Origin of the sequence: Pseudovibrio japonicus (assembly GCF_014651595.1) — a bacterium.
In the GTDB taxonomy this organism is placed as follows: Bacteria; Pseudomonadota; Alphaproteobacteria; order Rhizobiales; family Stappiaceae; genus Pseudovibrio; species Pseudovibrio japonicus.
In genome coordinates, this window is record NZ_BMXE01000002.1 from 654560 (window position 1) to 675481 (window position 20922).

The 20922-nt window shown below is 54.0% G+C and carries 22 protein-coding genes and 1 riboswitch; of the genes, 7 read left to right on the top strand and 15 right to left on the bottom strand.

Translation table 11 applies throughout. The features are described 5' to 3' along the window. Nucleotides 1-96 precede the first annotated feature (96 nt). Both ahpD and IE076_RS07800 read right to left on the bottom strand, forming a co-directional pair. The gene (gene ahpD / locus IE076_RS07795; protein ID WP_189436188.1) at nucleotides 97-639 is read right to left on the bottom strand and encodes an alkylhydroperoxidase, AhpD family; all 543 of its coding nucleotides are present in this window, start codon (nucleotides 637-639) and stop codon (nucleotides 97-99) included. A 171-nt stretch (nucleotides 640-810) separates the two neighbouring features. Continuing rightward, the gene (locus tag IE076_RS07800; protein ID WP_189436189.1) at nucleotides 811-1362 is read right to left on the bottom strand and encodes a peroxiredoxin; all 552 of its coding nucleotides are present in this window, start codon (nucleotides 1360-1362) and stop codon (nucleotides 811-813) included. A gap of 248 nt (nucleotides 1363-1610) precedes the next feature. Here IE076_RS07800 and IE076_RS07805 point away from each other — a divergent pair, with 248 nt between their 5' ends. The 3 genes from IE076_RS07805 to rpmF all read left to right on the top strand — a co-directional run bounded on the left by IE076_RS07805 (nucleotide 1611) and on the right by rpmF (nucleotide 3594). Then, on the top strand, nucleotides 1611-2555 hold the full coding sequence (locus IE076_RS07805; RefSeq protein ID WP_189436190.1) for a hydrogen peroxide-inducible genes activator: 945 nt from the start codon (nucleotides 1611-1613) through the stop codon (nucleotides 2553-2555). Continuing rightward, nucleotides 2552-3268: a monofunctional biosynthetic peptidoglycan transglycosylase gene (gene mtgA, locus IE076_RS07810; RefSeq protein WP_189436191.1), complete on the top strand. Its 717-nt coding sequence runs from the start codon at nucleotides 2552-2554 to the stop codon at nucleotides 3266-3268. Before IE076_RS07805 ends, mtgA begins: the two co-directional genes overlap by 4 nt. Before the next feature lie 140 nt (nucleotides 3269-3408). Then, nucleotides 3409-3594 (top strand): 50S ribosomal protein L32, encoded by a 186-nt coding sequence (gene rpmF, locus IE076_RS07815; RefSeq protein ID WP_008550278.1) that lies wholly within the window; start codon nucleotides 3409-3411, stop codon nucleotides 3592-3594. Nucleotides 3595-3719: 125 nt separating this feature from the next. Here rpmF and IE076_RS07820 read toward each other — a convergent pair whose 3' ends face one another. The 4 genes from IE076_RS07820 to IE076_RS07835 form a co-directional block, all read right to left on the bottom strand. Further along, nucleotides 3720-4658 carry a hypothetical protein gene (locus IE076_RS07820; protein ID WP_189436192.1) on the bottom strand — a complete coding sequence of 313 codons (939 nt, stop codon included), beginning with the start codon at nucleotides 4656-4658 and terminating at the stop codon, nucleotides 3720-3722. Between the two features lie 15 nt (nucleotides 4659-4673). Continuing rightward, nucleotides 4674-5264 (bottom strand): TetR/AcrR family transcriptional regulator, encoded by a 591-nt coding sequence (locus IE076_RS07825; RefSeq protein ID WP_189436193.1) that lies wholly within the window; start codon nucleotides 5262-5264, stop codon nucleotides 4674-4676. Between the two features lie 142 nt (nucleotides 5265-5406). Then, complete coding sequence (phbB, locus tag IE076_RS07830) at nucleotides 5407-6135, bottom strand: acetoacetyl-CoA reductase (RefSeq protein ID WP_189436194.1); 729 nt, start codon at nucleotides 6133-6135, stop codon at nucleotides 5407-5409. A 169-nt stretch (nucleotides 6136-6304) separates the two neighbouring features. Continuing rightward, nucleotides 6305-7489, bottom strand: coding sequence for an acetyl-CoA C-acetyltransferase (locus IE076_RS07835; protein WP_189436195.1), 1185 nt, complete (start codon nucleotides 7487-7489; stop codon nucleotides 6305-6307). Between the two features lie 348 nt (nucleotides 7490-7837). Here IE076_RS07835 and phaR point away from each other — a divergent pair, with 348 nt between their 5' ends. Continuing rightward, a complete protein-coding gene (gene phaR, locus IE076_RS07840) occupies nucleotides 7838-8455 on the top strand; it encodes a polyhydroxyalkanoate synthesis repressor PhaR (protein ID WP_189436196.1) in 618 nt (205 codons plus the stop codon). 53 nt (nucleotides 8456-8508) lie between these two features. Here phaR and IE076_RS07845 read toward each other — a convergent pair whose 3' ends face one another. The 3 genes from IE076_RS07845 to IE076_RS07855 all read right to left on the bottom strand — a co-directional run bounded on the left by IE076_RS07845 (nucleotide 8509) and on the right by IE076_RS07855 (nucleotide 10443). Then, nucleotides 8509-9213, bottom strand: coding sequence for a methyltransferase family protein (locus IE076_RS07845; RefSeq protein WP_209008933.1), 705 nt, complete (start codon nucleotides 9211-9213; stop codon nucleotides 8509-8511). A 101-nt stretch (nucleotides 9214-9314) separates the two neighbouring features. After that, on the bottom strand, nucleotides 9315-9929 hold the full coding sequence (locus IE076_RS07850) for an HAD family hydrolase (protein WP_189436197.1): 615 nt from the start codon (nucleotides 9927-9929) through the stop codon (nucleotides 9315-9317). Between the two features lie 82 nt (nucleotides 9930-10011). Then, nucleotides 10012-10443, bottom strand: a complete 432-nt coding sequence (locus tag IE076_RS07855) for a GlcG/HbpS family heme-binding protein (RefSeq protein WP_189436198.1) — start codon at nucleotides 10441-10443, stop codon at nucleotides 10012-10014. A 53-nt stretch (nucleotides 10444-10496) separates the two neighbouring features. On the opposite strand from IE076_RS07855, the gene ggt reads away from it, so the two are divergent. Then, nucleotides 10497-12155 carry a gamma-glutamyltransferase gene (gene ggt / locus IE076_RS07860; RefSeq protein ID WP_189436199.1) on the top strand — a complete coding sequence of 553 codons (1659 nt, stop codon included), beginning with the start codon at nucleotides 10497-10499 and terminating at the stop codon, nucleotides 12153-12155. A 715-nt stretch (nucleotides 12156-12870) separates the two neighbouring features. Here ggt and IE076_RS07865 read toward each other — a convergent pair. From IE076_RS07865 to IE076_RS07875, 3 genes are all read right to left on the bottom strand, one after another. Beyond that, nucleotides 12871-13281 (bottom strand): hypothetical protein, encoded by a 411-nt coding sequence (locus tag IE076_RS07865; RefSeq protein WP_189436200.1) that lies wholly within the window; start codon nucleotides 13279-13281, stop codon nucleotides 12871-12873. A gap of 158 nt (nucleotides 13282-13439) precedes the next feature. Then, nucleotides 13440-13988, bottom strand: a complete 549-nt coding sequence (locus IE076_RS07870; RefSeq protein WP_189436201.1) for an IMPACT family protein — start codon at nucleotides 13986-13988, stop codon at nucleotides 13440-13442. Between the two features lie 4 nt (nucleotides 13989-13992). Further along, nucleotides 13993-15099: a 2'-deoxycytidine 5'-triphosphate deaminase gene (locus IE076_RS07875; RefSeq protein ID WP_189436202.1), complete on the bottom strand. Its 1107-nt coding sequence runs from the start codon at nucleotides 15097-15099 to the stop codon at nucleotides 13993-13995. Nucleotides 15100-15222: 123 nt separating this feature from the next. Then, a riboswitch (SAM riboswitch) is annotated at nucleotides 15223-15300 on the top strand. Nucleotides 15301-15368: 68 nt separating this feature from the next. Here IE076_RS07875 and IE076_RS07880 point away from each other — a divergent pair. Next, the gene (locus IE076_RS07880) at nucleotides 15369-16553 is read left to right on the top strand and encodes an O-succinylhomoserine sulfhydrylase (RefSeq protein ID WP_189436203.1); all 1185 of its coding nucleotides are present in this window, start codon (nucleotides 15369-15371) and stop codon (nucleotides 16551-16553) included. A 77-nt stretch (nucleotides 16554-16630) separates the two neighbouring features. Here the strand turns inward: IE076_RS07880 and IE076_RS07885 are convergent, their stop codons facing one another. Next, nucleotides 16631-17068, bottom strand: coding sequence for a hypothetical protein (locus IE076_RS07885; RefSeq protein ID WP_189436204.1), 438 nt, complete (start codon nucleotides 17066-17068; stop codon nucleotides 16631-16633). Nucleotides 17069-17329: 261 nt separating this feature from the next. Further along, the gene (locus tag IE076_RS07890) at nucleotides 17330-18541 is read right to left on the bottom strand and encodes a winged helix-turn-helix domain-containing protein (protein WP_189436374.1); all 1212 of its coding nucleotides are present in this window, start codon (nucleotides 18539-18541) and stop codon (nucleotides 17330-17332) included. Nucleotides 18542-18665: 124 nt separating this feature from the next. On the opposite strand from IE076_RS07890, the gene IE076_RS07895 reads away from it, so the two are divergent. Further along, nucleotides 18666-19199, top strand: a complete 534-nt coding sequence (locus tag IE076_RS07895) for an MAPEG family protein (protein WP_209008934.1) — start codon at nucleotides 18666-18668, stop codon at nucleotides 19197-19199. Nucleotides 19200-19397: 198 nt separating this feature from the next. Here the strand turns inward: IE076_RS07895 and IE076_RS07900 are convergent, their stop codons facing one another. Further along, nucleotides 19398-20642 carry an argininosuccinate synthase gene (locus tag IE076_RS07900; protein ID WP_189436206.1) on the bottom strand — a complete coding sequence of 415 codons (1245 nt, stop codon included), beginning with the start codon at nucleotides 20640-20642 and terminating at the stop codon, nucleotides 19398-19400. Nucleotides 20643-20922 lie beyond the last annotated feature (280 nt).

A 20922-nucleotide genomic window follows, 5' to 3' on the forward strand; every position in this document is an offset into this window, starting at 1 on the left:
TTTGACAGCAAGCGTTGGTCTCGTCCGCAATTCGGGGCACGAATAATCCAGGGATGGGATCAAACCGGACGAGGCCTGCTGAGGAGTAATTCTTGTTTATTCTGCTGCTTCCAGTTCCAGCTCCGATGCTTCAAGGGCGACAGCAGCGGACTGGATGATTGACGCAAAACGAACGGCGGTTTGCACCATCTCGGCGGTTACTCCGGCTTTGCGCAGGATCGCTTCGTGGCTATCAATGCACATGCCACAGCCGTTGATGGCGGAGACAGCGAGCGACCACAGCTCAAAGTCCACTTTGTCTACGCCAGGCTTGCCAATCACGTTCATGCGCAGTTTCGCAGGCATGGTTCCGTACTGCTCGTTGGAGGAGAGGTGTACGAAGCGGTAGTAGACGTTGTTCATGCTCATGATGGAAACAGCAGCTTTCGCGGCGCTCATCGCTTCCGGGGTCAGGTGCGGAGCAGCTTCTGCGATCAGGGCGTTTTTGACTGTGTCGTTGCGGGTCGCGATGGCGCAAGCAACGATCAGGCCGTATTTCTGCTGAGCGGTCAGGGATTCATCAGTTGCCATGGAACCAAGATTCAAACGGACGTCTTTGGCGAAGTCGCCAAGTCGGGATTTCAAGGTATCGATGGACATTCTGTTTCTCCTGGTAATTTTCGGCGTGGGGCTGCGTGGAAAAGTGATTTTTTATATTTTGTTTTGGAGGCGTATTCCCGAAAATCGGGGTGCGCTTTTCGGGAATACGCTTAAGAGACCGGAGCCCTGCAGTTTTCTGCTATTGTGCTCCGGCCCTAAAAAGTGCCGGACTTAAGCTGCGAGTACGTCGCCGCCTACTTCACGGTTACATGGGCAGAGTTCGTCGGTCTGCAGAGCGTCGAGAACACGCAGGGTGTCTTTCGGGTTACGGCCAACGTTCAGGTTGGTTGCGTAAATGTGCTGGATGGTGTTCTCGTTGTCGACGATGAAGGTGTAGCGGTATGCAACGCCGTCTGGAGAGCGAACGCCGAGGCCGTCGATCAGGGAACCGTTGGTGTCAGCAAATGCCCAGATTGGCAGCTTGTCGAGATCTGGGTGATCGCGGCGCCATGCCAGCTTTACGAATTCGTTGTCGGAGGAACCGCCGAGAACAACTGCGTCGCGGTCTTCGAACTCACCAGCGAGGCGAGCGAATTCAGCGATTTCGGTTGGGCAAACGAAAGTGAAGTCTTTTGGGTAGAAGAAGATTACCTTCCACTTTCCTTCGAAGCTTTTTTCAGTGATTGCTTCAAATGCGCTTTCGCCGTTTTCTTCGTGGTTGTTGAAACCAGGCTTTACGCCAACTACTTCAAACTCTGGAAGTTTTTCGCCGATTCCGACCATGGTACTCTCCTAAATATGGACTGACGCGTGAGCAGCGTCGATGAATGATTCTGATGAAAGCCTGCAAGGTTCGGCCTTCGTTGAGAGCGTTATGCAACTCTTAACTAAATCGGTCAAAACGATAATAACGAAGAAGCCTATCGATTTTTTCGAATGGCATGTTAAGTTATCGCGGGATTGGCCGAATTCCGCTGAAATTTAGAGAAATTCTAATCTAGGGGCTTTGATCTGTGTCATCCGGTCGCACGATGTTACCCACATTAAAACAGCTTCAGTACTTCAAAACGCTGGCAAAACTGCTGTCTTTTTCGAAGGCGGCGGAGGCTTGTTTCATTACGCAATCAACGCTTTCTGCCTCGATCAAGCAGCTGGAAGGTATTCTGGGATGCGAGCTTTTGGACCGTTCAGGTCGGACGCTGGTGTTGACCGAGGCGGGGGAGAATGTGCTGGAGAAGGCGTCGCTGCTTTTGCGTGACGCGGAGGATCTGGTTCATGGGGTGCAGGCGCAGAACAGGCCGTTGTGTGGGCGGTTCCGGCTGGGGGTGATTCCCTCTGTTGCGCCGTTTCTGCTGCCCCGTTTTTTGCCTCAGCTCAGAGAGCTTTATCCTGAGCTGCAATTGTTTCTGCGTGAGGACCTGTCGCGCAATTTGATGCTGGCTTTACGGGAGGGGCGTATTGATGCGGCTCTAATGGCGCTGCCCTATGACACAACTGGCTTTGAATCTGCCGAGATTGGGAGCGATGCTTTTTATCTGGCTGTGCCGCGTTCGCACCCGCTGGCCGGCGCGCGTGAAGTGATGATGGAAGAACTTGCCAACGAGGTGTTGCTGTTGTTGGAAGATGGGCACTGTTTGAGAAACCATGTGCTTGCTGCAGCGGACGGACGGATGGTGGCGGCCAATGAAGATGTACAAGCCACATCTTTATCAACACTTGTGCAAATGGTGGATAACGGTATCGGCGTCACGCTTGTGCCACGTATTGCAGTAGATGCAGATATCGACCGCGGGACCTCTTTGAAGCTGATCAGGATTGCCGACAAGGGAGCGTACCGGACCATCGGAATGGTCTGGAGGCGTAAATCCTCTTTTGAAGGAAATGCAAAGCTACTTTGTAAGGCGCTGGAACGCTTTATGGTTGAAACTCAAAGAAGCGTCCCGCTTCCTCGATATGTATTGGAGAAGAGTGCTTGAAGAAAGCGCGTACAAAGGAGAAAACCGAGCCAATAAAGCCGAAAATCAAGCGGTGGGTGCTGCGTGCACTTGGCGTGATTGTGGCTTTGCCGGTGGTGCTGACGCTGCTGTATACAGTGGTACCTCCTTATTCCAGTCTTATGCTGGCCCGGGTTGTGACTGGCCAGCCTGTGTGGCGTGAATGGGTGCCATTGGACGAAATTTCCGTTAATTTACAACGCGCTGTAGTTGTTTCGGAAGATGGCGGGTTCTGTGTGCATGATGGTGTTGACTGGCCAGCTGTGCGCGGGCAGGTGGGTAACCTGCTGGAAGGTAAGCGACCGCGTGGGGCCAGCACGATCACCATGCAGCTGGCGAAGAACCTGTTTCTCTGGAACGACCGCGATTATGTGCGCAAGGTGGTGGAGATTCCTCTGGCGATGTTTATGGATTTGGTGATGTCGAAGGACCGGGTTCTGGAGATCTACCTGAACGTTGTAGAATGGGGGCCGGGGATTTACGGTGCGGAAGCTGCTTCAGAAACTTTCTTTGGGAAAAGTGCGGCGAATCTTTCCACGACTCAGGCTTCTTTGCTGGCGACGGCGCTTCCTAATCCAATTGCCAGAAATCCAGCAAAACCTAGCGCTGGACATCGCAGGCTCGCCAGTATAAACCGTAGCCGAGCTCAGGTGGCCGGCGATGTACTTAGCTGTATTTCGGCGACGGACAGGTAGTGCGAAATTATTTTCGTTTAATGACTGGCAAATCCTTCGGTTTGCCTGTATAACCCCCGCCATTCTGACAGATTGTGTATTTCGCACGTTAACGCCGCGCTTGAGTGGCGCGTGCGTATGTGACGAGAGAGAGAGCTACGATGGCTGTTCCTAAGAAAAAGGTTACGCGTATGAAGCGCGGCTTCCGCCGTTCTGCTGACGCTCTGGCACAACCAACATACGTGGAAGACAAGGATTCTGGCGAACTGCGTCGCCCGCACCATGTTGACCTGAAAACTGGTATGTACCGGGGTCGTCAGATCCTTCAGGCTAAAGACGACGTCTAAGACTGAAGTGATCAGCGCGAGTTGATTAAAAGAGACCGTCCTTTTGGACGGTCTTTTTTTGTGTGCGACAAGAAAAAAGCCCTGCAACGAGACCGGGCTTTTTTGCGTTCCTGGAAGCAGAGCTGCTAGTTTTCAACGGGAGAGAAAGGTTCCAGCACCTCTACGTTGATCTTTTCGATGCGGGCGAAGCGCTCCTGTGGGTTGTCGGAGACGGTCCACGTGTGGCGGGTCTTGGCGGTCATCCATGCATCATTTGGGAGAATGCCGGTCCAGTCCAGATCTACCGTGAGTTCATAGCGGTTGTCGCCTAGCTCCTTGTAGCTGAAGTTTTGCAGCTCGTGACGGCTGGCGGAGACGGAGGAAGCTGGTCCTGCGATCCATTCTGCGAACCCGTCAAACGTGGTGATCGCACCGCGGCCAAAATCGATATTGAAGTCCGCTGCGAGGATCTCACGAAACGGCTCAGCGTTGCGCTGTGGGTCTTCCACCAAAGTCATCCAATAGTGGGCGAGGCTGAGCAGGCGATTCTTTGGATAAAGATTGGTGAACGTGCCAGCATCGGCAGGGTCGCCGAGAGTGAGGGTGATTTCGGAGAATTTGGGTAGAAGCTCGTCTGATGGCGTCAGTTTTGTTGTGTAAGCGATATTGTAGGCGACTGTTGCTCCATCCTCTGCCATTCCAATGTTTTGATAGATGATCGAGGCGTTGATCTGGATGTTGCCGTCTTCATCGATCGTTGGATTGAAGTCGGTCAGATTATGGCTGTTTTTCCAGGAAGAGGGGATCTGGGCAACACGATCTTTGTACTCGTCATGGCCGTTTGCAGTTCCGGTTGTTGAAGTGATCGTGACATCGTCCTGCAGAATGTCGAGCTGGTTCTCAAAAGAAGCCTCTGTGTTTTCGTAGAACTGATACCAGCGGAGCAGTTGGGTGGCTGCCGCGTGTGCCTGATAACTTTGACGGACTTCTGTTTCACTTGGCAGTGGCTTCGACATGGCTTCGTTTCCGAGAATAAGAGAGATTGACGCCGCTGTGATGAGCGAGCGGAAGGGCTTAAATGTCATTTGGAGAACTTCTTGCTATGGGGTGAGGGCTGTATTGCCTGAAATGGAGAGCCACACTCGGTCGAATGTGAGTTCGACAGTCTCTTGCGGGACGGGTGTGTCTTTAAGAACAGCTGAGCGGGCCAGTTGCATGGCAGGTGCAATTAGCAGAACCGAGATGACATTGGTCGGCAGGTCGGCAACGCTGCCACTTGCTTTGGCACGTTCCAAAAGGCCACTAATTTCCTGTTGCATTTTCAAGACTTGCTTGCCTTGCTCTTCGGTGAGGATTTTTGCTGCACCTGCGTACTCAACAAAGAGAAAGTCTTTTGGGTGGTCGGATACAAACTGAAACAGTGAGAACCACATCTCGCGGATCATCTCTGAATCGTCAGTTTGCTTTGCTGCATGCATCATCAATTCGTGGAACTCGGTTTTGATCTCCAGATAGATCTTCTGAAGCATGTCCTCTTTGTTGTCGAAGTGGACATAGATGGTGCCAGCAGAGATGTTTGCACGTTGAACAACGCCGCCCACTGAGGTGGCGCTGATGCCATTTTCGGTTGCTTCGGCAACGACAGCTTCGCGAATTTTTGCTCGCGTGGCTTGCTTGGTCAGACGGGGCATGGCTTTTCTCTAATTGATAATGAATATTCATTATCAATTGAGGTCATCAAATGCAAGGCAATAAAAAACCGCCCCGAAGAGAGGCGGTTTTGATTGTTTGGTTGTTTGCAGGTCAGTGTGGGAGTTGCCTCACCACTGTGCCTTAGCCGTTAGCGACGTATTGGGCGCCGTTGATGGTCATGACAGAGCCGGTGACGAAGCCTGCGGCGGCTGAGGAGAGGTAGCAGACCATGCCTGCGATCTCTTCTGCTTTCCCAAGGCGCCCGACAGGAATCTGACCGATGATGCCTTCCAGAACCTTTTCAGGAACAGCGGCCACCATGTCAGTATCGATGTAGCCCGGACAGATGCAGTTCACGGTGATACCCTTGCGCGCTGTTTCCTGCGCCAGTGCTTTGGTGAAGCCGATCACGCCTGCTTTTGCTGCGGAGTAGTTGGTCTGGCCGATCTGGCCCTTCTGTCCATTGATGGATGAGATATTGATGATGCGGCCTGCGCCGCGCTCACGCATGCCCTCCAGAACCGGACGGCTCATCGTGAACATGGAATCGAGGTTGGTTTTGATTACAGCGGTCCACTGGTCATAGTCCATTTTGTGGAACCAGCCATCACGCGTGATGCCTGCATTGTTTACAAGAACTTCAACCGGGCCGAGTTCTTCTTGTACCTGAGCAATTCCCTCTTCACAGGCTTTAGGATCTGCTACATCCCACTTGTAAACATTGATGCCGGTTTCTGCTTTGAATTTCTCCGCGGCTTCCGTGTTGCCTGCATAGATTGCTGCAACTGTGTATCCTGCATCGTTTAGACCCTTAGAGATTGCTGCGCCGATACCGCGCGTTCCTCCGGTTACAATTGCTACCCTGCTCATCGAAATACTCCGCACCTTAGGAATAAAATATTTGAACCCACTGTTACAGGTAATAATAATGGCGGAGCAAATACAACTCCGCCATTAGTTAGAGGCTTGACTTTAACTTTACGCAGGGACCGTAAAGCTCAATTATTACAATTTGATAGCAATACTACCAATGTTGAGGTTATTTTCTCTCAACACAAAGCGCGATACCCATGCCACCGCCGATGCAAAGCGTGGCGAGTCCTTTTTTCTTCTCTTCGCGCTTCATTTCATGCAGGAGTGTTACAAGTACACGAGCGCCGGAGGCACCGATTGGGTGGCCAAGTGCGATCGCGCCGCCATTGACGTTCAGCTTGTCTGAGTCGATGCCGAGCTCCTGACCAACTGCCAGGGCCTGTGCTGCGAAGGCTTCGTTTGCTTCGATGAGGTCAAGGTCGTCGATGGACCAGCCAGCTTTGTCGAGTGCCTTCTTGGAGGCCGGGATTGGGCCAAGACCCATGTAGGCAGGATCAACGCCTGCGGTTGCCCAAGACTTGATGGTTGCCAGTGGGGCGAGGCCGCGTTTTTCAGCTGCATCTGCGCTCATAAGCACCAGTGCTGCTGCACCGTCGTTGATGCCAGAGGCGTTTGCTGCGGTTACTGTGCCGTCTTTTTTGAAGGCTGGACGCAGTTTCTGCATGGATTCGATGTTGGCGCCAAAGCGGATGAACTCATCATCTTCCACCACGCGCTCACTTTTGCGCTCTTTGACGGTGATTGGTGTGATCTCGTCTTTGAACTTGCCGGACTTCTGTGCTGCCTCTGCTTTGTTCTGAGAGGAAACCGCGAACATGTCCTGTGCTTCGCGGGAGATCTGGTACTTTTCTGCAATGTTTTCTGCAGTGATGCCCATGTGGTAACCGTGGAATGAGTCGATCAGACCGTCTTTGAGCATGGTGTCGGTCATGGTGTAGTCGCCCATCTTCACGCCGGCACGCAGGTTCTGGCAGTGCGGGGCCAGCGTCATGTTTTCCTGACCGCCTGCGACGATGACGTCAGCATCGCCGGACTGGATTTGCTGCATGCCCATTGCGACTGCGCGCAGGCCTGACCCACAAACCTGGTTGATGACAATAGCGGTTGAATCGTCTTTGAGGCCTGCGTTGATTGCGGCTTGGCGGGCAGGGTTCTGACCCAGACCAGCGGAGAGCACGTGGCCGAAGATGACTTCGTTGACCTCGTCTGTCTCTACTTTTGCCTGTTCCAGTGCTGACTTGATTACTGCCGTCCCAAGATCTTGCGCAGGAGTGTTGGCGAAGGAGCCGTTGAAGGACCCGATAGGGGTACGTGTAGCGCTTACAATTACAACATCATTAGGCGAAGTCATGTGCCATTCTCCAATATTTGTGCAATGCGGGACTTCTTGTTCTCCCGCAAATCACCAGAACGGAGAGCCGAGCTGGTGCATTGCAGCATAAGACGTCAAACGCATTCGTAGAATACCTAATGGCAGACTATTCAATTTGTAGGGGGGAAGGCCAGATGAATTCGAGAAATCCAATTAAGACCATAGTTGACCAATGAAACCGCTAGCGCGAAAGGTGGGATTTGGCTTAGTCTGCAATTTACTGGTTAATCCCATCTGGAAAAATATGGGATAAGGGGGGAGCTGGACGGAGCAATTTGAGATAGTGTTCCTGATCAGCCGTAATGCGCACTGAGGTACTCAAATCTGATGGCTAAGACAAGCGAAGCCACTATCATTAAGAAGTACGCCAACCGGCGGCTCTACAATACTGGAACCAGCACCTATGTGACTCTCGAGGATCTGGCGGTGATGGTGAAGGATGAAGAGGACTTCGTCGTTATTGATGCAAAGTCGGGTGATGACATCACCCGGTCTGTTCTGACGCAAATTATCTTCGAGCAGGAAAGCAAGGGCCAGAACCTGCTTCCAATTACGTTCTTGCGGCAGCTGATCCGGTTTTATGGCGACAGCATGCAAAACCTTGTGCCAAGTTATCTGGAATTTTCCATGTCTTCTCTCACACGAGAGCAAGAGAAGCTGCGGAGCCAGATGAACCAGTCCTTTGGCAGCTCTGCCTTTGAGGTGCTGGAAGAGCAGGTGAAGCGCAACGCGGATATGTTTGACCGCGCGATGAAGATGTTCCTGCCGTTTGATGGTGCGAATCCTGCTGAAGCGCAGGACGAAAAGAAGGCGCCTGAACAGCAAGATGCACCTAAGCCAGCGGAAAAGCAGGCGAGTAGTGGTGACATCTCTGAGCTGAAAGAGCAACTAGCTGAAATGCAGAAGCAAATCGCAGCGCTTGCAGACGCGAAGAAAGACGCCTGATACTCTTCACATTGTAGCTGAGCTTAAAGAGCCAGGGGGAAGCCTCTGGCTTTCTAGTAGATCCATGGGAACAGGCGACAGCGGACTTTGTCTGCGTAGGTCGCGTAGCCATCGCAACGGTCTGTCAGAGTTTGCTCTTCTGATTTCATCAGCGGCAGGAACCCGAGGATTATGAGGGGGACTGCGAGAATAGCGAAGAGGATGGAACCCAGTATCATGGAGAGGCCTGCGATGCAGAACATGAGGCCGAGATACATGGGGTGGCGGACCAGTGCGTAGGGGCCGCAGTTTTCAACGATTTGCGTCTCGCCGATCTCGATCTGCGGTGTTGGGTTGGCAAACGGGCTTCGACTGAAGCTCCAAACGATGAGTCCGATCCCGCACAGAAAAAGGAACAAGCCCCGTACGATGGCGGTTACCTCTTCGGACTCTGGCAATACCTGCCAGACATGGGCATCCAGTGCGGCCAGCAAGAAGTAGACAAAGACCACTCCGAAGATAATGCCTGTTGCCCGCTTGTTTTCGCCCAAGCTACTGGGAGGGAACGTGGTTTGTTGCTTGAACAGCCAAGGGTTTATCCGGGCCAGCCACAAACCTATGCCGAGTTGCGAAAAGTAAACCAGTGCCACAATGATCCAGCCACGGGGCCAGGACAAAGAAGACCCGGCAATGGCGATTGGGGGCATAATGGCGAGCGCGACGAAGATAGCCAGCACTGCTGAGTTTATGGTCAGACGCAGATACAGTTCTCTCTCCACTTTGGTTTGTAGTGGTTGTTGTCGCACGACGTTATGAAGAGAGATTGCTATTTAGTCGATTAGATTGATGGGCTGCTGAATGCGCGGTTATCGAGATATCTCTAATTGATCAAACCTAGAGTACGAATGTAGCAGGCGAAGGCTGGTTCTGTGGTGAACTGATATGCGGTTAGGCCAGCTTCGCGGGCGCCTTCCACGTTGTCGAGGCGGTCATCCACGAACAGGCTTTCTTCTGGCTGGAAGCCGTATTTCTCGCAGACAGTCAGGTAGATGTTCGGGTCTGGTTTGCGGGTGCCGAATTCTGCAGAGGCGTGGCCGCGATCTCCGAAGATTGGTTCCAATGCGGGAGCGACTTCGTAGAGCGCATCTTTCAGCATCATACCGTTGTTGGTCAGCAGCGCGACCTCGTGGTTTTGCTTGATGGCTTCCACATGAGCGAGCATATCGGGCCACTCGGTCATCATGTCTCTACGGATTTTCACCCACGTTTCACGTGAAATAGGATGGCCCAGAAGCTCCTGATATTGCGTAAGATATTCTTCCGGAGTTGCTGGTGTGCCTGCTTCCGCAGCGTTCTCCTCTGGTCCGTCGAAGACGATAGCGTCAATCTCGTGCGTGGGCTTGCCTGTCATCTTTGAGAGGACGTTCAGGCGGTAGGGATGGTCGTAGTCGTAAAGAACATTGTCCATGTCGAAAATTACAAAGCGGATGGGCATGGGAAAGAACCTGAGATGAAATGAGGGTGGTGTTGCGGAGTTGCTGGGTGAAATCAGTCCCAGCAACTGCGGTGTGGCATTATCAGCCCGGGTCGGCGGTGAAGCCTGCTGCCTCAATACCTGCAATCGCTGCGGCTTCGTCGTTCTCCGAAGTGTCGCCCGTGATGCCGACTGCGCCAAGGATTTCGCCGTCAGCGCTGCGCACCAGCACGCCACCAGGTACGGGTACGATTGAACCGCCTGCGACGCCGTTCAAGGCCTGCACGAAGTGGGGGCGGGTTTGCGCATTTTCGTTGAGCCAGCGGGATCCTGCACCAACTGCGACTGCGCCATAGGCTTTACCCATTGCGATTTGCGGGCGCAAAATTGATGATCCATCTTGGCGTTGGAGCGCAACAAGGTGGCCACCCGCATCCAGTACAGCGACGGTGAGTGGCTTGAGGTCAAGCTCGGCCCCTTTTTTCTGCGCGGCGGAGATGATTGTCTGGGCGTGCTCAAGATTGAATTGCACCATAAGTATTTCCTGTTAGATTTTGTTGATTCATCCTGTTTTATCAGAGGATGAGCATGCGGGGAAATCATCGTTGGGGGACGTGGGTTTCACTGCCAAGCAACAAAGAGGGATTTTTCGTGTTTAGAGACTTTCATGCTCCAGGTCGTTCTGCTGTTTACGCACCACATGTGATGGCAGCGACTTCGCACCCATTGGCTACCAATGCAGCACTTGAAATCTTGCGGGAGGGAGGCACAGCTGTTGATGCCGCTGTGGCTGCCATGGCGGTCCACTCTGTGGTTGAGCCACACATGACAGGCATTGGCGGCGATTGTTTTGCCCTTGTAGCACAGCCGGATGGAACCCTCGCGGGCATGAACTCTTCCGGACGCGCCGCCAAAAATGTGAGCGCGGACAAGCTCATCGCAGATGGTCTACTTGATATCACTCCCGATTCCATTCACGCGGTGACTGTTCCCGGTGCGTTGCGTGGTTGGGAAAAGTTGCTGAAAGATCATGGCCGCTTCTCGTTTGACAAGGTGCTCAAGCGAGCGATTGGGTATGCCCGTGACGGGTATGCCGTCTTGCCGCGTGTTGCTTTTGACTGGAAGCATGCGGTTGATCACCTGAAGCGTGATGAGGCAGCATCAGAGATGTTCCTGAAAGAGGGGCGTGCTCCAGTGGACGGCGAGGTGATGCGTAATCCTCAGCTGGCCCGCACGTTGGAGGCTGTCGCAAACGGTGGGGCCGACGCGTTTTATCTGGGTGCGGTCGCTGAAGAGATTGCAGCGGTTGTGCAATCCAAAGGCGGGTATCTGACTGTGGAAGATCTTGCAGCGCATGAAGCTGTAGATGTGACCCCTGTTACCACTGATTATCGCGGTATCACCGTTGCGGAGTTGCCGCCAAATGGGCAGGGCATCATTGCGCTTGTGATGCTGGAGCTGATGAAGCGGTTTGACTGGGCTGATCTTGACCCGACAGGACCAGAGCGGTTCCATCTGGAAATGGAAATTGCAAAGCTCGCCTATGCTGGGCGTGACCGGTTCCTTGCTGATCCAGAGATGATGGAGTTTGACCCGAAGGACTTCCTCAGCAGCAGCTATATTGACCGGCTTGCCAAGCTCATCAACACAGATGCAGTCTTGCCGCGTCAGCCGGAGGAGGTTCTCTCGCCAAAGTCGGATACGGTTTATCTGACTGTGGTTGACAAGGATGGTCTGGCCGTTTCTTTGATCAACTCCCTCTATCATGGTTTCGGCTCCGGTATTGCAACGCCAAAATCCGGCATCTTGCTGCAAAACCGCGGTGCCTGTTTCACGTTGGAAGAGGGCCATCCAAACCAGATCGCAGGTGGCAAGCGGCCAATGCACACCATCATTCCGGCAATGGCATTGAAGGATGGGCTGCCTTACATGAGCTTTGGTGTGATGGGCGGTGGGTATCAGCCCTGCGGTCATGCCCATGTGCTTTCCAACCATTTGGACTACGGCATGAACGTGCAAGAGGCCATTGACTGCCCACGTATGTTTATCAATGAGAAGTCCTTGTCTCTTCAGGCAGAGACCGGCGTTCCCTTTGAAACGGTCGAGGCTCTCAAGGCACTGGGCCATGAGGTGTCTATTGTGCCCACTCCAATCGGCGGCGGTCAGGCAATCATGTTCGACCGCATCAACAACGGACTAATCGGTGGCTCCGACCCACGAAAAGACGGGTGCGCGCTGGGGTATTAAAACTGCGGCTTGTGATGGGGCTTCAGAGTGCAACGCCGCTCATTCTGTGCGTTGTCGCTCTGGAGTTAGAGCGTGTGGCTCTAGATCCCGCTCAAGTGCGGAATGACGGCAGGGCGCGCGTTGCCCTCCCACTGTCATCCCGGGCGCAGCGCAGCGAAGACCCGGGATCCATGACTGCCTTTCGGCAAACACGACACTCACAGCGTACAGTCGCTGCCTCATGGGTCCCGGCTCGGGGGCCGGGATGACGGCGGTGTGGGTGGCGAGCGGTGTCAAAATAACTTATCCCCCTCACTCAAAGGTGCCGTCATACTTACTCCCATGCCTACGTAACGGGCTGCTGGTGGACCGTCCGTCAGTTGGTCGTGGGCTGGGCGGGGCTACTGTGAGAGGTAACGTATTTCGCAGCAGGTCCGTGGAGGTTGCCCAAACGCCATGAGTGTTGAGGCGGGAGGATGCGCGGCTAAACCAGAGGGCGTCAGCACTGGGAGATATTCTGTAACAGGAGTACCTTCTCAAAGCGTCTTTTGGAGCTTGGCCATAGCCTCCTACAAAAACGTCCGGGCAAGGCGAACAGCCAATGCCGAAGAAACTATATTAACAAGTAGCGCAGGTATTGCCTGCTCGCCTTGCTCATCCCGTTCTTAGGGAACTCTGTCTTCAACACTGCATGGGATGCCATGTGGTGCCGTTGGTGTTTGTAAGTAAAATGAGCTTATGCGTTGTATTCGATGATACGGCCTTCACCGATGAGGCGGGGGGCTTTTTCGGTGGTGAGGTAGCTGGTGGCGCCTTCTTGGGGGGCTACATGGTGGCGGTCGTGTGGGTTGGTCGGGTTTTCCTTAATGCCGATAAGGTGGGCGAGGAAGGCAGAGTTGCAGCGGAAGATGTGGATGCGCTTTGGCAGGTCGTAGTGGCGTGCATCAGTGTCCTGATGGACCTGCGCAGTGGCGGTATCTTCGGTGGTTTGCAGGTCTTTGCCTGTCTGGCCATAGGTGTTTCGTCTTGAAACAGCCTCTGCGCGTTGTTCTGTGATCTTGGCGCGACGGCGGGACCCGATGTCGCGATAGCGGCGATCAGCGTCCGTTCCAGTGTTAATCGCTTTTCCAGTGCGGGTGACACGCATGACTTCACTCCCCCGACTGTCTCAAAATGAGACTGATGCCGTTTCCTGGGATTCACATCGCAAGGCGCGTGCCAATGCTTAGGGTTTTGTTAGGATTTGAACTGGTTCTGCGGGGGAACTGCTTTGGCAGAACAGGAAAGATAAACTGATACAGAGAGTTACAGCTTGTCGATCTGACCTTCAGGGCCGCTGACAAGCAGGGTGACGCCGTCTTCAGTGAAGGTGCGTTCGAGGATTTCCAGTTGTAGCAGAATGATCTGGCGTTCCAGTTCGGCACTGCTGGCGAAGCTGGCGGAGACAGTGCGGGTCTTGATGCGCAGCCACGGCACAAGTTCCGCTTCGCGAATGGCAAGGTTGGCGGCGCCGGAATAAGCCCGTGCCAGACCGCCAGTGCCCAGCTTTGTGCCGCCAAAGTAACGTACGATGATGACGCCCACATCAACTAGGTCTGCCCCGATGAGCGTTTTGAGCGTGGGCATGCCGGAGGTGCCAGCGGGTTCGCCATCGTCTTTGCCACCTTCCTCAATGCGCCCTTCCGGGAGCATTCTGCGGAATGCGGTGACGTGGTGGTTGGCTTTTTTATGCTCGTCCCGAAGCTCTGTGAGCCGTGAAGCAAAGTCTATATGGGGAACCAGAAAGGCCAGAAAGCGTGACTTCTTTTCTTCCAGCTCTGCATAGTATTCCTGCTCAACGGTGAAGAGAGGCATCAGATCACGCTCCTACTGGTTCTTTGCTCCTGAAGTGCTTGGAAAGCTTGAGAGCCTGCCCCTGATAGTTGGAGCCAATGCCTTCGCCGTAAAGGGTCTCTGGCGCTTCCTGCATGTGCTCGTAGACGAGACGGCCAACTGTCTGGCCGTGTTCTACGATGAATGGCACATCGTGGGAGCGGACTTCAAGAACGGCTCTGGAGCCTGTGCCGCCAACGGTGCCGTGGCCAAAGCCGGGATCGAAGAAGCCAGCGTAGTGGACGCGGAACTCGCCAACGAGCGGATCGAACGGAACCATCTCGGCAGCATATTGCGGTGGAACGTGGACGGCTTCCTGAGAGACCAGAATGTAGAACTCGTTGGGGTCGAGGATGAGGGTTGCATCGCCGCGATTGTAAAGCGGTTCCCAGAAGTCCTCTGCGTCTTGCGCGCCTTTGCGGTCCACATCAATGACGCCAGTGTGGCGCTTGGCGCGGTAGCCGATGAGGCTACCTTTGCCGTCGCCCTTGAGGTCAATGGAGACCTGTACGCCGTTGTTGATGGCGTCATCGTCATTGCCGCCAGAGACCAGCGTGTGCTGGTTGTGCACTTCGGTCAGGTCTTCATCATTGATGAGGGTTTCGCCATTGCGGAACCGGATCTGGGAAAGGCGGGAGCCTTCGCGGACCAGAACCGGGAAGGTTTTTGGCGAGATCTCAGCGTAGAGCGGACCATTGTAGCCAGCTTCAACACGGTCGAATGCGCGGCCCTGATCTGTGATGACGCGGGTGAAAACGTCGATGCGGCCCGTGGAGCTTTTCGGGTTTGCTGTTGCGGAGAGCTCTTCCGGCAGGTTCAGCGCTTCCTGAAGGCGGACGATGTAAACGCAGTTGGTCTCCAGCACAGCGCCCTTGGAGAGGTCGATCTCGTGCAGGATCAGCTTTTCCAGCTTGTCTTCGAGCTTAGCGTCCGGGCCCGGCAGGAAGGACGCGCGGACACGCCATGCTTTAGCGCCCAGTCGCAGGTCCAGGCTGGCTGGTTGAATCTGGTCCTCGTCAGGCGCTCTGTCTGCTACAATTGCACCGCTGGCAAACATGGCTTCAATCGCTTTTGCCGGAAGAATGCCTGTCATTGTTGGTCCCGCCCCACTCGTAGGTAATTCGTTCTGACACTGATTAACGTAAGTTTGATCTCTCGCCAAGTCTGCAACCTACGCTGATTGATTGACCCTACTGTATTTTCGAGGTAAAACCGCTGCCTATTCCGTGGGGATTTGGTCGACCGGCTTGCAACCACGTAAAATAAATAGCTAAAGGGTCGGGTTCTTGTTCAGACCTCGGCCCGCCGCCGGGGTTTTTAAATGAGGGGATCGAGCAATCTCCCTTCAAACAGGAATGAGCGATGACAGAAGCAAAGAACTGGAAGCCAGCAACTCGGCTTGTTCATGGAGGCACCACGCGCTCCAGCTTTGGTGAAACATCCGAAGCTATCTTCCTCACACAAGGGTATGTATACGACAGCTCAGAAGCGGCAGAAGCACGTTTTCTAGGCGAGAACCCGGGTTACATCTATTCCCGGTATGCAAACCCGACCGTAGGAATGTTTGAGCAGCGAATGTGCCAGTTGGAAGGCGCCGAGGCCGCGCGTGGCACGGCTTCCGGTATGGCGGCTGTCAATTCTGCGATCATGGCTTGCGTCAAGGCGGGTGATCATGTGGTCGCACCAAAGGCGCTGTTTGGCTCCTGCCGCTACATCATCGAACAACTTCTGCCGCGCTTTGGTGTGGAATCCACGTTGATTGATGGCACTGACCTTGAGCAGTGGAAAGCGGCGGTTCGCCCGAACACCACAGCAGCCTTCCTTGAAAGCCCTACCAACCCGACGCTTGAAGTGATCGATATTCCTGCAGTGGCGGATATTATTCACGAGGCTGGCGGACGGCTTATTGTAGACAACGTGTTTGCAACGCCGATCTGGCAGAGCCCACTGGCATTGGGTGCGGATGTGGTGATCTATTCTGCCACCAAGCATATTGACGGGCAGGGACGCTGTCTGGGCGGTATCGTGCTCTCTGACGAAAAGTGGATCGTCGAAGAGTTCCATGACCCGTTTAAACATACCGGTCCTGCAATGAGCCCGTTCAATGCGTGGGTTCTGCTCAAAGGGCTGGAGACGTTGAATTTGCGCGTGGAGCGTCAAAGTCAGACAGCAGCGCAGATCGCAGATTTCCTTGCGGATCATTCTGCTGTGTCTCGATTGCTCTATCCTGGCCGTGCAGATCACCCGCAGGCGGACATTGTGGCCAAGCAGATGCGTGGCGGGTCTACTATGCTGGCGTTTGATCTGGAAGGTGGCAAGGAAGCGGCGTTCAAATTCTCGAACGCGCTGGACATTGTCAGCCTTTCCAACAATCTGGGCGATGCTAAGAGCCTGATCACCCATCCGGCGACAACAACGCACCAGAGTGTTGCGGAAGAGGCGCGTCTGGAGTTGGGAATCACAGACAAGACACTGCGTCTTTCTATTGGTCTGGAAGATCCCTCTGATTTGCTGGAAGACGTGGCACAGGCGCTGGCAAAGATTTAAGCGGCGGGCGCATCGTGATTTTGAAGAGGGCATCCTATTGGGTGCCCTTTTTGCTTCTGTCTCTGCCTGATGCAGTGTTAGCTGCTAGGCGAGGTGACCTCTACATCCCGGCGAGAACCGGACAGGGTGATGATGAAACCTGCAATGACATCCAGAAAGGTGATGGTCATGAGGAGCAGGAAGAGTGGGGTAGCGGCCTCGTGGACCGATAGGAACTCGATCAGGTAGGCAACTAGAATAATCAAGGAAAGGCTGTGGTCGACCAATGAGACGGTGCTGGTTCTGGTGGCTTTGATGATTTCGATAAAGAGCAGGACCAGTGAGCCAGCTAGCAGAAGGGTGGCGACGTCAAGCGGGACGAGTAGCCCGGATGGCAGCGGGATCTGAAAGACAATGGCCGCCCATGGTGTGACGTTGTAGCCTTGATCGAGTACTGGTTCCAAGTCTTCGAACCATCGAAATGCCACGGCGTTGTAGAGCACAAATGGAATGAGCGTGAGTGGAAAAGTCCTCATTTGGTTGTCCCCGGCAGAGCTGGAAGCGGTATCCTGTCGGAAAATATTAACATTTTCCGGGGTGTCTGTGATGCCCTGAAACCGGAAGGGGTAACGCTTCGGGGTGTTTGGGGCGCCAACGGGCTGATTTGGAGTGTGTTTTACGGAAAACCGCGCGTGCCATTATGGATGCTGAGGAGGCGGCGCACGTGTTCTGTCAAACGGTGTTTGGTGGATGTGAGCTCGTTTAGGTATCTGCTGATAGCCCTGCCATCCAGCGGGCTATCCTTGCCAACCTGGCTGGAATTGCAGGTCTGAGCAGCCTGCGAACTGGGTGCAGCGCTCCAGTTCGGCTTCAAGGCGTTGCTGGCGGCCTTTGCCCATGCGGATACCGGGTTCGGGCCAGAAACGTCTGACGGCCAGTGCGTTGGAAGCTTTGTCGCGCTTTATATCAATGCGGCCAATCAGTTTGTCCCCCTCCATAACCGGGAAGACATAATAGCCATATTGGCGCTTTGCTTCCGGCACGAAGATTTCAATGCGATAATTGAAGTTGAAGAGGAACTCAGCGCGCTTGCGGTCTCGCAGGGCCGGGTCGAACGGGCTGAGGATGCGGATGCGTTGTGAGGGGGCATCGAGGGATTGTAGGTCATCTTCAATGTGTGGGCGTGCGAGGCAGAGTTTGGGTTTCGCGTCTTGTGCAGGCTGGATCTCGACTGTGATGAGTTCCTGTCGACGTAATGCCTGCTCGCACCAGGCCTTAACATCTGCAAGGTCGAGCTTGTCCCAATATGCTGCAATTTCGCTGGGCGTTGCGAAGCCGAGGCGGTCTATTGCGGAGTTACAGACCCACGCGATTGTTTCTTCGTGGCTTGGCTTTGCAGTGAGGTGCGCAGCAGGGATAACCCGCTCGGTCAGGTCATAGAGTTTCTGGAAGTTCTCACGGCGGGAGACGGAGATCTGTCCAGTGCGCCAAAGATACTCGAGGGCAGTCTTTGATGGGTTCCATTCCCACCAACCACCTTTGCTGCGTTTCTCATCCTTGCCCACATCGGAAGTGCCAGCTGGGCCGTTCGCTTCAATGTGCCGGAGGATGAGGTTGAGCTTTTCCTGGTACTCGGCCCCGCGCCAGACTTTCCAGCGAGACTGCAAGCTCTCAGCGCTCTTCTGGAAGCGGTAGTGCCAGTAGGGGAAGAACTCGGTTGGAATGATGGAGGCGTCGTGGGTCCAATGCTCAAAGAGGGTTCTGTCGCTCTCCAGCAGCTTTTGGAGGTGTTTGGGGCGGTAGCTCTGGCGGCGGGACCATAAGATCATGTGGTGGGCGCGCTCGACAGTATTGATGCTATCAACTTGAACAAAGCCAATGCGATGGATGAGATTGAGCAGATCCTCCCCTTTTGAGGGGCCGGTTGGTGTCTCCAGAAGGGCGTGTTTGTGCAGAAACAAGCGGCGCGCAGCGGCGTTATCAACTTTTAAAACTAACTGCGCTTCCATAGTCATCAAAGTCTCCTGCTTCGCCAGATGTGGTTAGGCTAGGAGAGGCAGCGCCTTGCCGCAAGCAGCTCGCAGCAGATAACTGTGGGTTTGTTCCTATTATGTTCTCTGGATGGAGGTTGCATTGGACTTTGCAGAAAAACAGCGGGGGGTGTTTCAGCGGATGATTGTCGGTGCTTTGGTGACCGCGATCGTGTTGTTGTTCGGGGCACTCCTCAATCCGTTTGGTTTTGCTAGTGACTGGGATGCCTCTGAGCGGCTTTGGGTTGGGGCGGTCTCGCTGACGTCACCTGCCGTGCTGCTGATGGTCTCGATCGGTCGTCTGGCAATGCGTCGGTTTTACCATGCTGATGACATTGATGGCGGCGGGCTGACCCACGGGAGTGAGGAAGCGAAGAAGCTGCAGAGCATTTTGCAGAACACGCTTGAGCAGGCTGTGCTTGCCGGTTTCGTTTATCTGGCCTGGGTGGCTGTTATGCCGGGTAGCACAATGTCTGTGCCGCTGTTGGCCGCACTTCTATTTGCGCTTGGGCGGGTTCTGTTTTTCGCCAGCTATGACAAGGGTGCGCCCTTTCGGGGAACCGGCTTTGCACTGACGTTCTATCCAACCATCTTCATGCTGGTGGTTATTCTGATCACATTGATGGCAGGGCTGTGAGGGGAACGCGAAGGAGTTACTCCCCCTCCCATCGTAAACTCGATGGTGATTTTGATGATTCGAACCTGTCAGCGAAAAATACGCTATGGCTGATACGAGGCTTCAGAAGGAAGTGACGCCGCGCCAAAAAAATAAAACCCACAGTGTTTCCACTGCAGGTTCTATGCGTTCTGTCAGAACTTGTTGGTTCTTACGAGCTTAAGCGTCTACCAGTTCTCTTGTCTTGGTCATCTGGTTTCGCTTTGCCAGCGTCCGCAGACGCAGGGCGTTGAGCCGGATGAAGCCTGCAGCGTCTTTCTGGTCGTAAGCGCCGTGGTCGTCTTCGAAGGTCACCAGCTCTTCTGAGTAGAGAGAGTAAGGGGACGCACGACCAACAACGATGACGTTGCCTTTGTAGAGCTTCAGCTTAACCGTACCGGTCACATGCTCCTGCGACTTGTCGATCATCGCCTGCAGCATTTCACGCTCAGGAGAGAACCAGAAGCCGTTGTAGATCAGCTTTGCGTAACGTGGCATCAACTCGTCTTTGAGGTGAGCTGCGTCACGGTCCAGTGTGATGGATTCCATCGCACGGTGAGCTGACAGGAGGATGGTTCCGCCTGGCGTTTCGTAGATGCCCCGGGACTTCATGCCAACGAAGCGGTTTTCTACCAGATCGAGACGGCCAATGCCGTTCTCGCGACCGTAATCGTTCAGTTTGGCAAACAGGGTTGCCGGAGACATATGCACGCCATTGATGGAGCATGCATCGCCTTTTTCAAAGCCGATTTCGATTTCGGTTGCTTCGTCCGGCGCGTTGAGCGGGTCAACTGTCCGCTGGAAGACGTAGTCTGGTGCTTCTTCATTCGGATCTTCCAGAACTTTACCTTCGGAAGAGGAATGCAGCATGTTTGCGTCAACGGAGAACGGAGCTTCGCCACGCTTGTCCTTTGGTACCGGGATCTGATGCTGTTCTGCGAACTCGAGCAGATCGGTCCGGGACTTGAGGGTCCAGTCACGCCAAGGTGCGATCACCTTGATGTCCGGGTTCAGTGCGTAGCAAGCCAGCTCAAAGCGTACCTGGTCGTTGCCTTTACCGGTCGCGCCATGCGCAACGGCGTCAGCGCCGGTTTCCTCTGCGATCTCGATGAGACGCTTGGAAATGAGCGGACGTGCGATAGAGGTGCCGAGAAGATAAACGCCTTCGTAAACTGCGTTGGCCCGGAACATTGGGAATACGAAGTCCCGAATGAATTCCTCACGGAGATCATCAATGTAGATTTCCCGAATACCAAGCAGTTCAGCTTTTCGTCGCGCTGGCTCCAACTCTTCACCCTGACCTAAGTCAGCAGTGAAAGTCACAACTTCGCAGCCGTATTCCGCCTGCAACCACTTGAGAATAATCGAGGTGTCGAGCCCGCCAGAATAGGCAAGCACAACTTTTTTGATGTCGCCTTGGGCCATAGATTAGTTTCCAAATGTGTTTTCGGGCGCATTGTGCGCCTACGAGGGGCAATCTACCGAGCAGAGCCAGTAACGCAAGTAGAGATTGGGGATTGAGCGCTGAGTTATTAATCGGGATAGTTGAGGTGCTCACAGATATCCGTTGCGACCGGATAGGTGAAAGACATTATTAATTTCAATTTTTATGTAAGTAAGATGCTGAAAACGCAACGATAATTGATATGAGGTTGATACCGATTTTTTAAGAAATTGCACTTTTTGGGTGCGGAATAAGGATTGC

Excerpts from the sequence above, each read along its gene's own strand:
- IE076_RS07890 (WP_189436374.1), bottom strand. The coding sequence starts at position 18,541 with ATGGAAGCGCAGTTAGTTTTAAAAGTTGATAACGCCGCTGCGCGCCGC.
- IE076_RS07850 (WP_189436197.1), bottom strand. The coding sequence starts at position 9,929 with ATGCCCATCCGCTTTGTAATTTTCGACATGGACAATGTTCTTTACGAC.
- IE076_RS07835 (WP_189436195.1), bottom strand. The coding sequence starts at position 7,489 with ATGACTTCGCCTAATGATGTTGTAATTGTAAGCGCTACACGTACCCCT.
- IE076_RS07800 (WP_189436189.1), bottom strand. The coding sequence starts at position 1,362 with ATGGTCGGAATCGGCGAAAAACTTCCAGAGTTTGAAGTAGTTGGCGTA.
- IE076_RS07870 (WP_189436201.1), bottom strand. The coding sequence starts at position 13,988 with ATGCCTCTCTTCACCGTTGAGCAGGAATACTATGCAGAGCTGGAAGAA.
- IE076_RS07865 (WP_189436200.1), bottom strand. The coding sequence starts at position 13,281 with ATGCGTGTCACCCGCACTGGAAAAGCGATTAACACTGGAACGGACGCT.
- IE076_RS07885 (WP_189436204.1), bottom strand. The coding sequence starts at position 17,068 with ATGAGGACTTTTCCACTCACGCTCATTCCATTTGTGCTCTACAACGCC.
- IE076_RS07880 (WP_189436203.1), top strand. The coding sequence starts at position 15,369 with ATGACAGAAGCAAAGAACTGGAAGCCAGCAACTCGGCTTGTTCATGGA.
- IE076_RS07825 (WP_189436193.1), bottom strand. The coding sequence starts at position 5,264 with ATGCCCCGTCTGACCAAGCAAGCCACGCGAGCAAAAATTCGCGAAGCT.
- IE076_RS07900 (WP_189436206.1), bottom strand. The coding sequence starts at position 20,642 with ATGGCCCAAGGCGACATCAAAAAAGTTGTGCTTGCCTATTCTGGCGGG.
- phbB (WP_189436194.1), bottom strand. The coding sequence starts at position 6,135 with ATGAGCAGGGTAGCAATTGTAACCGGAGGAACGCGCGGTATCGGCGCA.
- IE076_RS07805 (WP_189436190.1), top strand. The coding sequence starts at position 1,611 with ATGTTACCCACATTAAAACAGCTTCAGTACTTCAAAACGCTGGCAAAA.
- ggt (WP_189436199.1), top strand. The coding sequence starts at position 10,497 with ATGCGGGGAAATCATCGTTGGGGGACGTGGGTTTCACTGCCAAGCAAC.
- rpmF (WP_008550278.1), top strand. The coding sequence starts at position 3,409 with ATGGCTGTTCCTAAGAAAAAGGTTACGCGTATGAAGCGCGGCTTCCGC.
- IE076_RS07855 (WP_189436198.1), bottom strand. The coding sequence starts at position 10,443 with ATGGTGCAATTCAATCTTGAGCACGCCCAGACAATCATCTCCGCCGCG.
- ahpD (WP_189436188.1), bottom strand. The coding sequence starts at position 639 with ATGTCCATCGATACCTTGAAATCCCGACTTGGCGACTTCGCCAAAGAC.
- phaR (WP_189436196.1), top strand. The coding sequence starts at position 7,838 with ATGGCTAAGACAAGCGAAGCCACTATCATTAAGAAGTACGCCAACCGG.
- IE076_RS07875 (WP_189436202.1), bottom strand. The coding sequence starts at position 15,099 with ATGACAGGCATTCTTCCGGCAAAAGCGATTGAAGCCATGTTTGCCAGC.
- IE076_RS07820 (WP_189436192.1), bottom strand. The coding sequence starts at position 4,658 with ATGACATTTAAGCCCTTCCGCTCGCTCATCACAGCGGCGTCAATCTCT.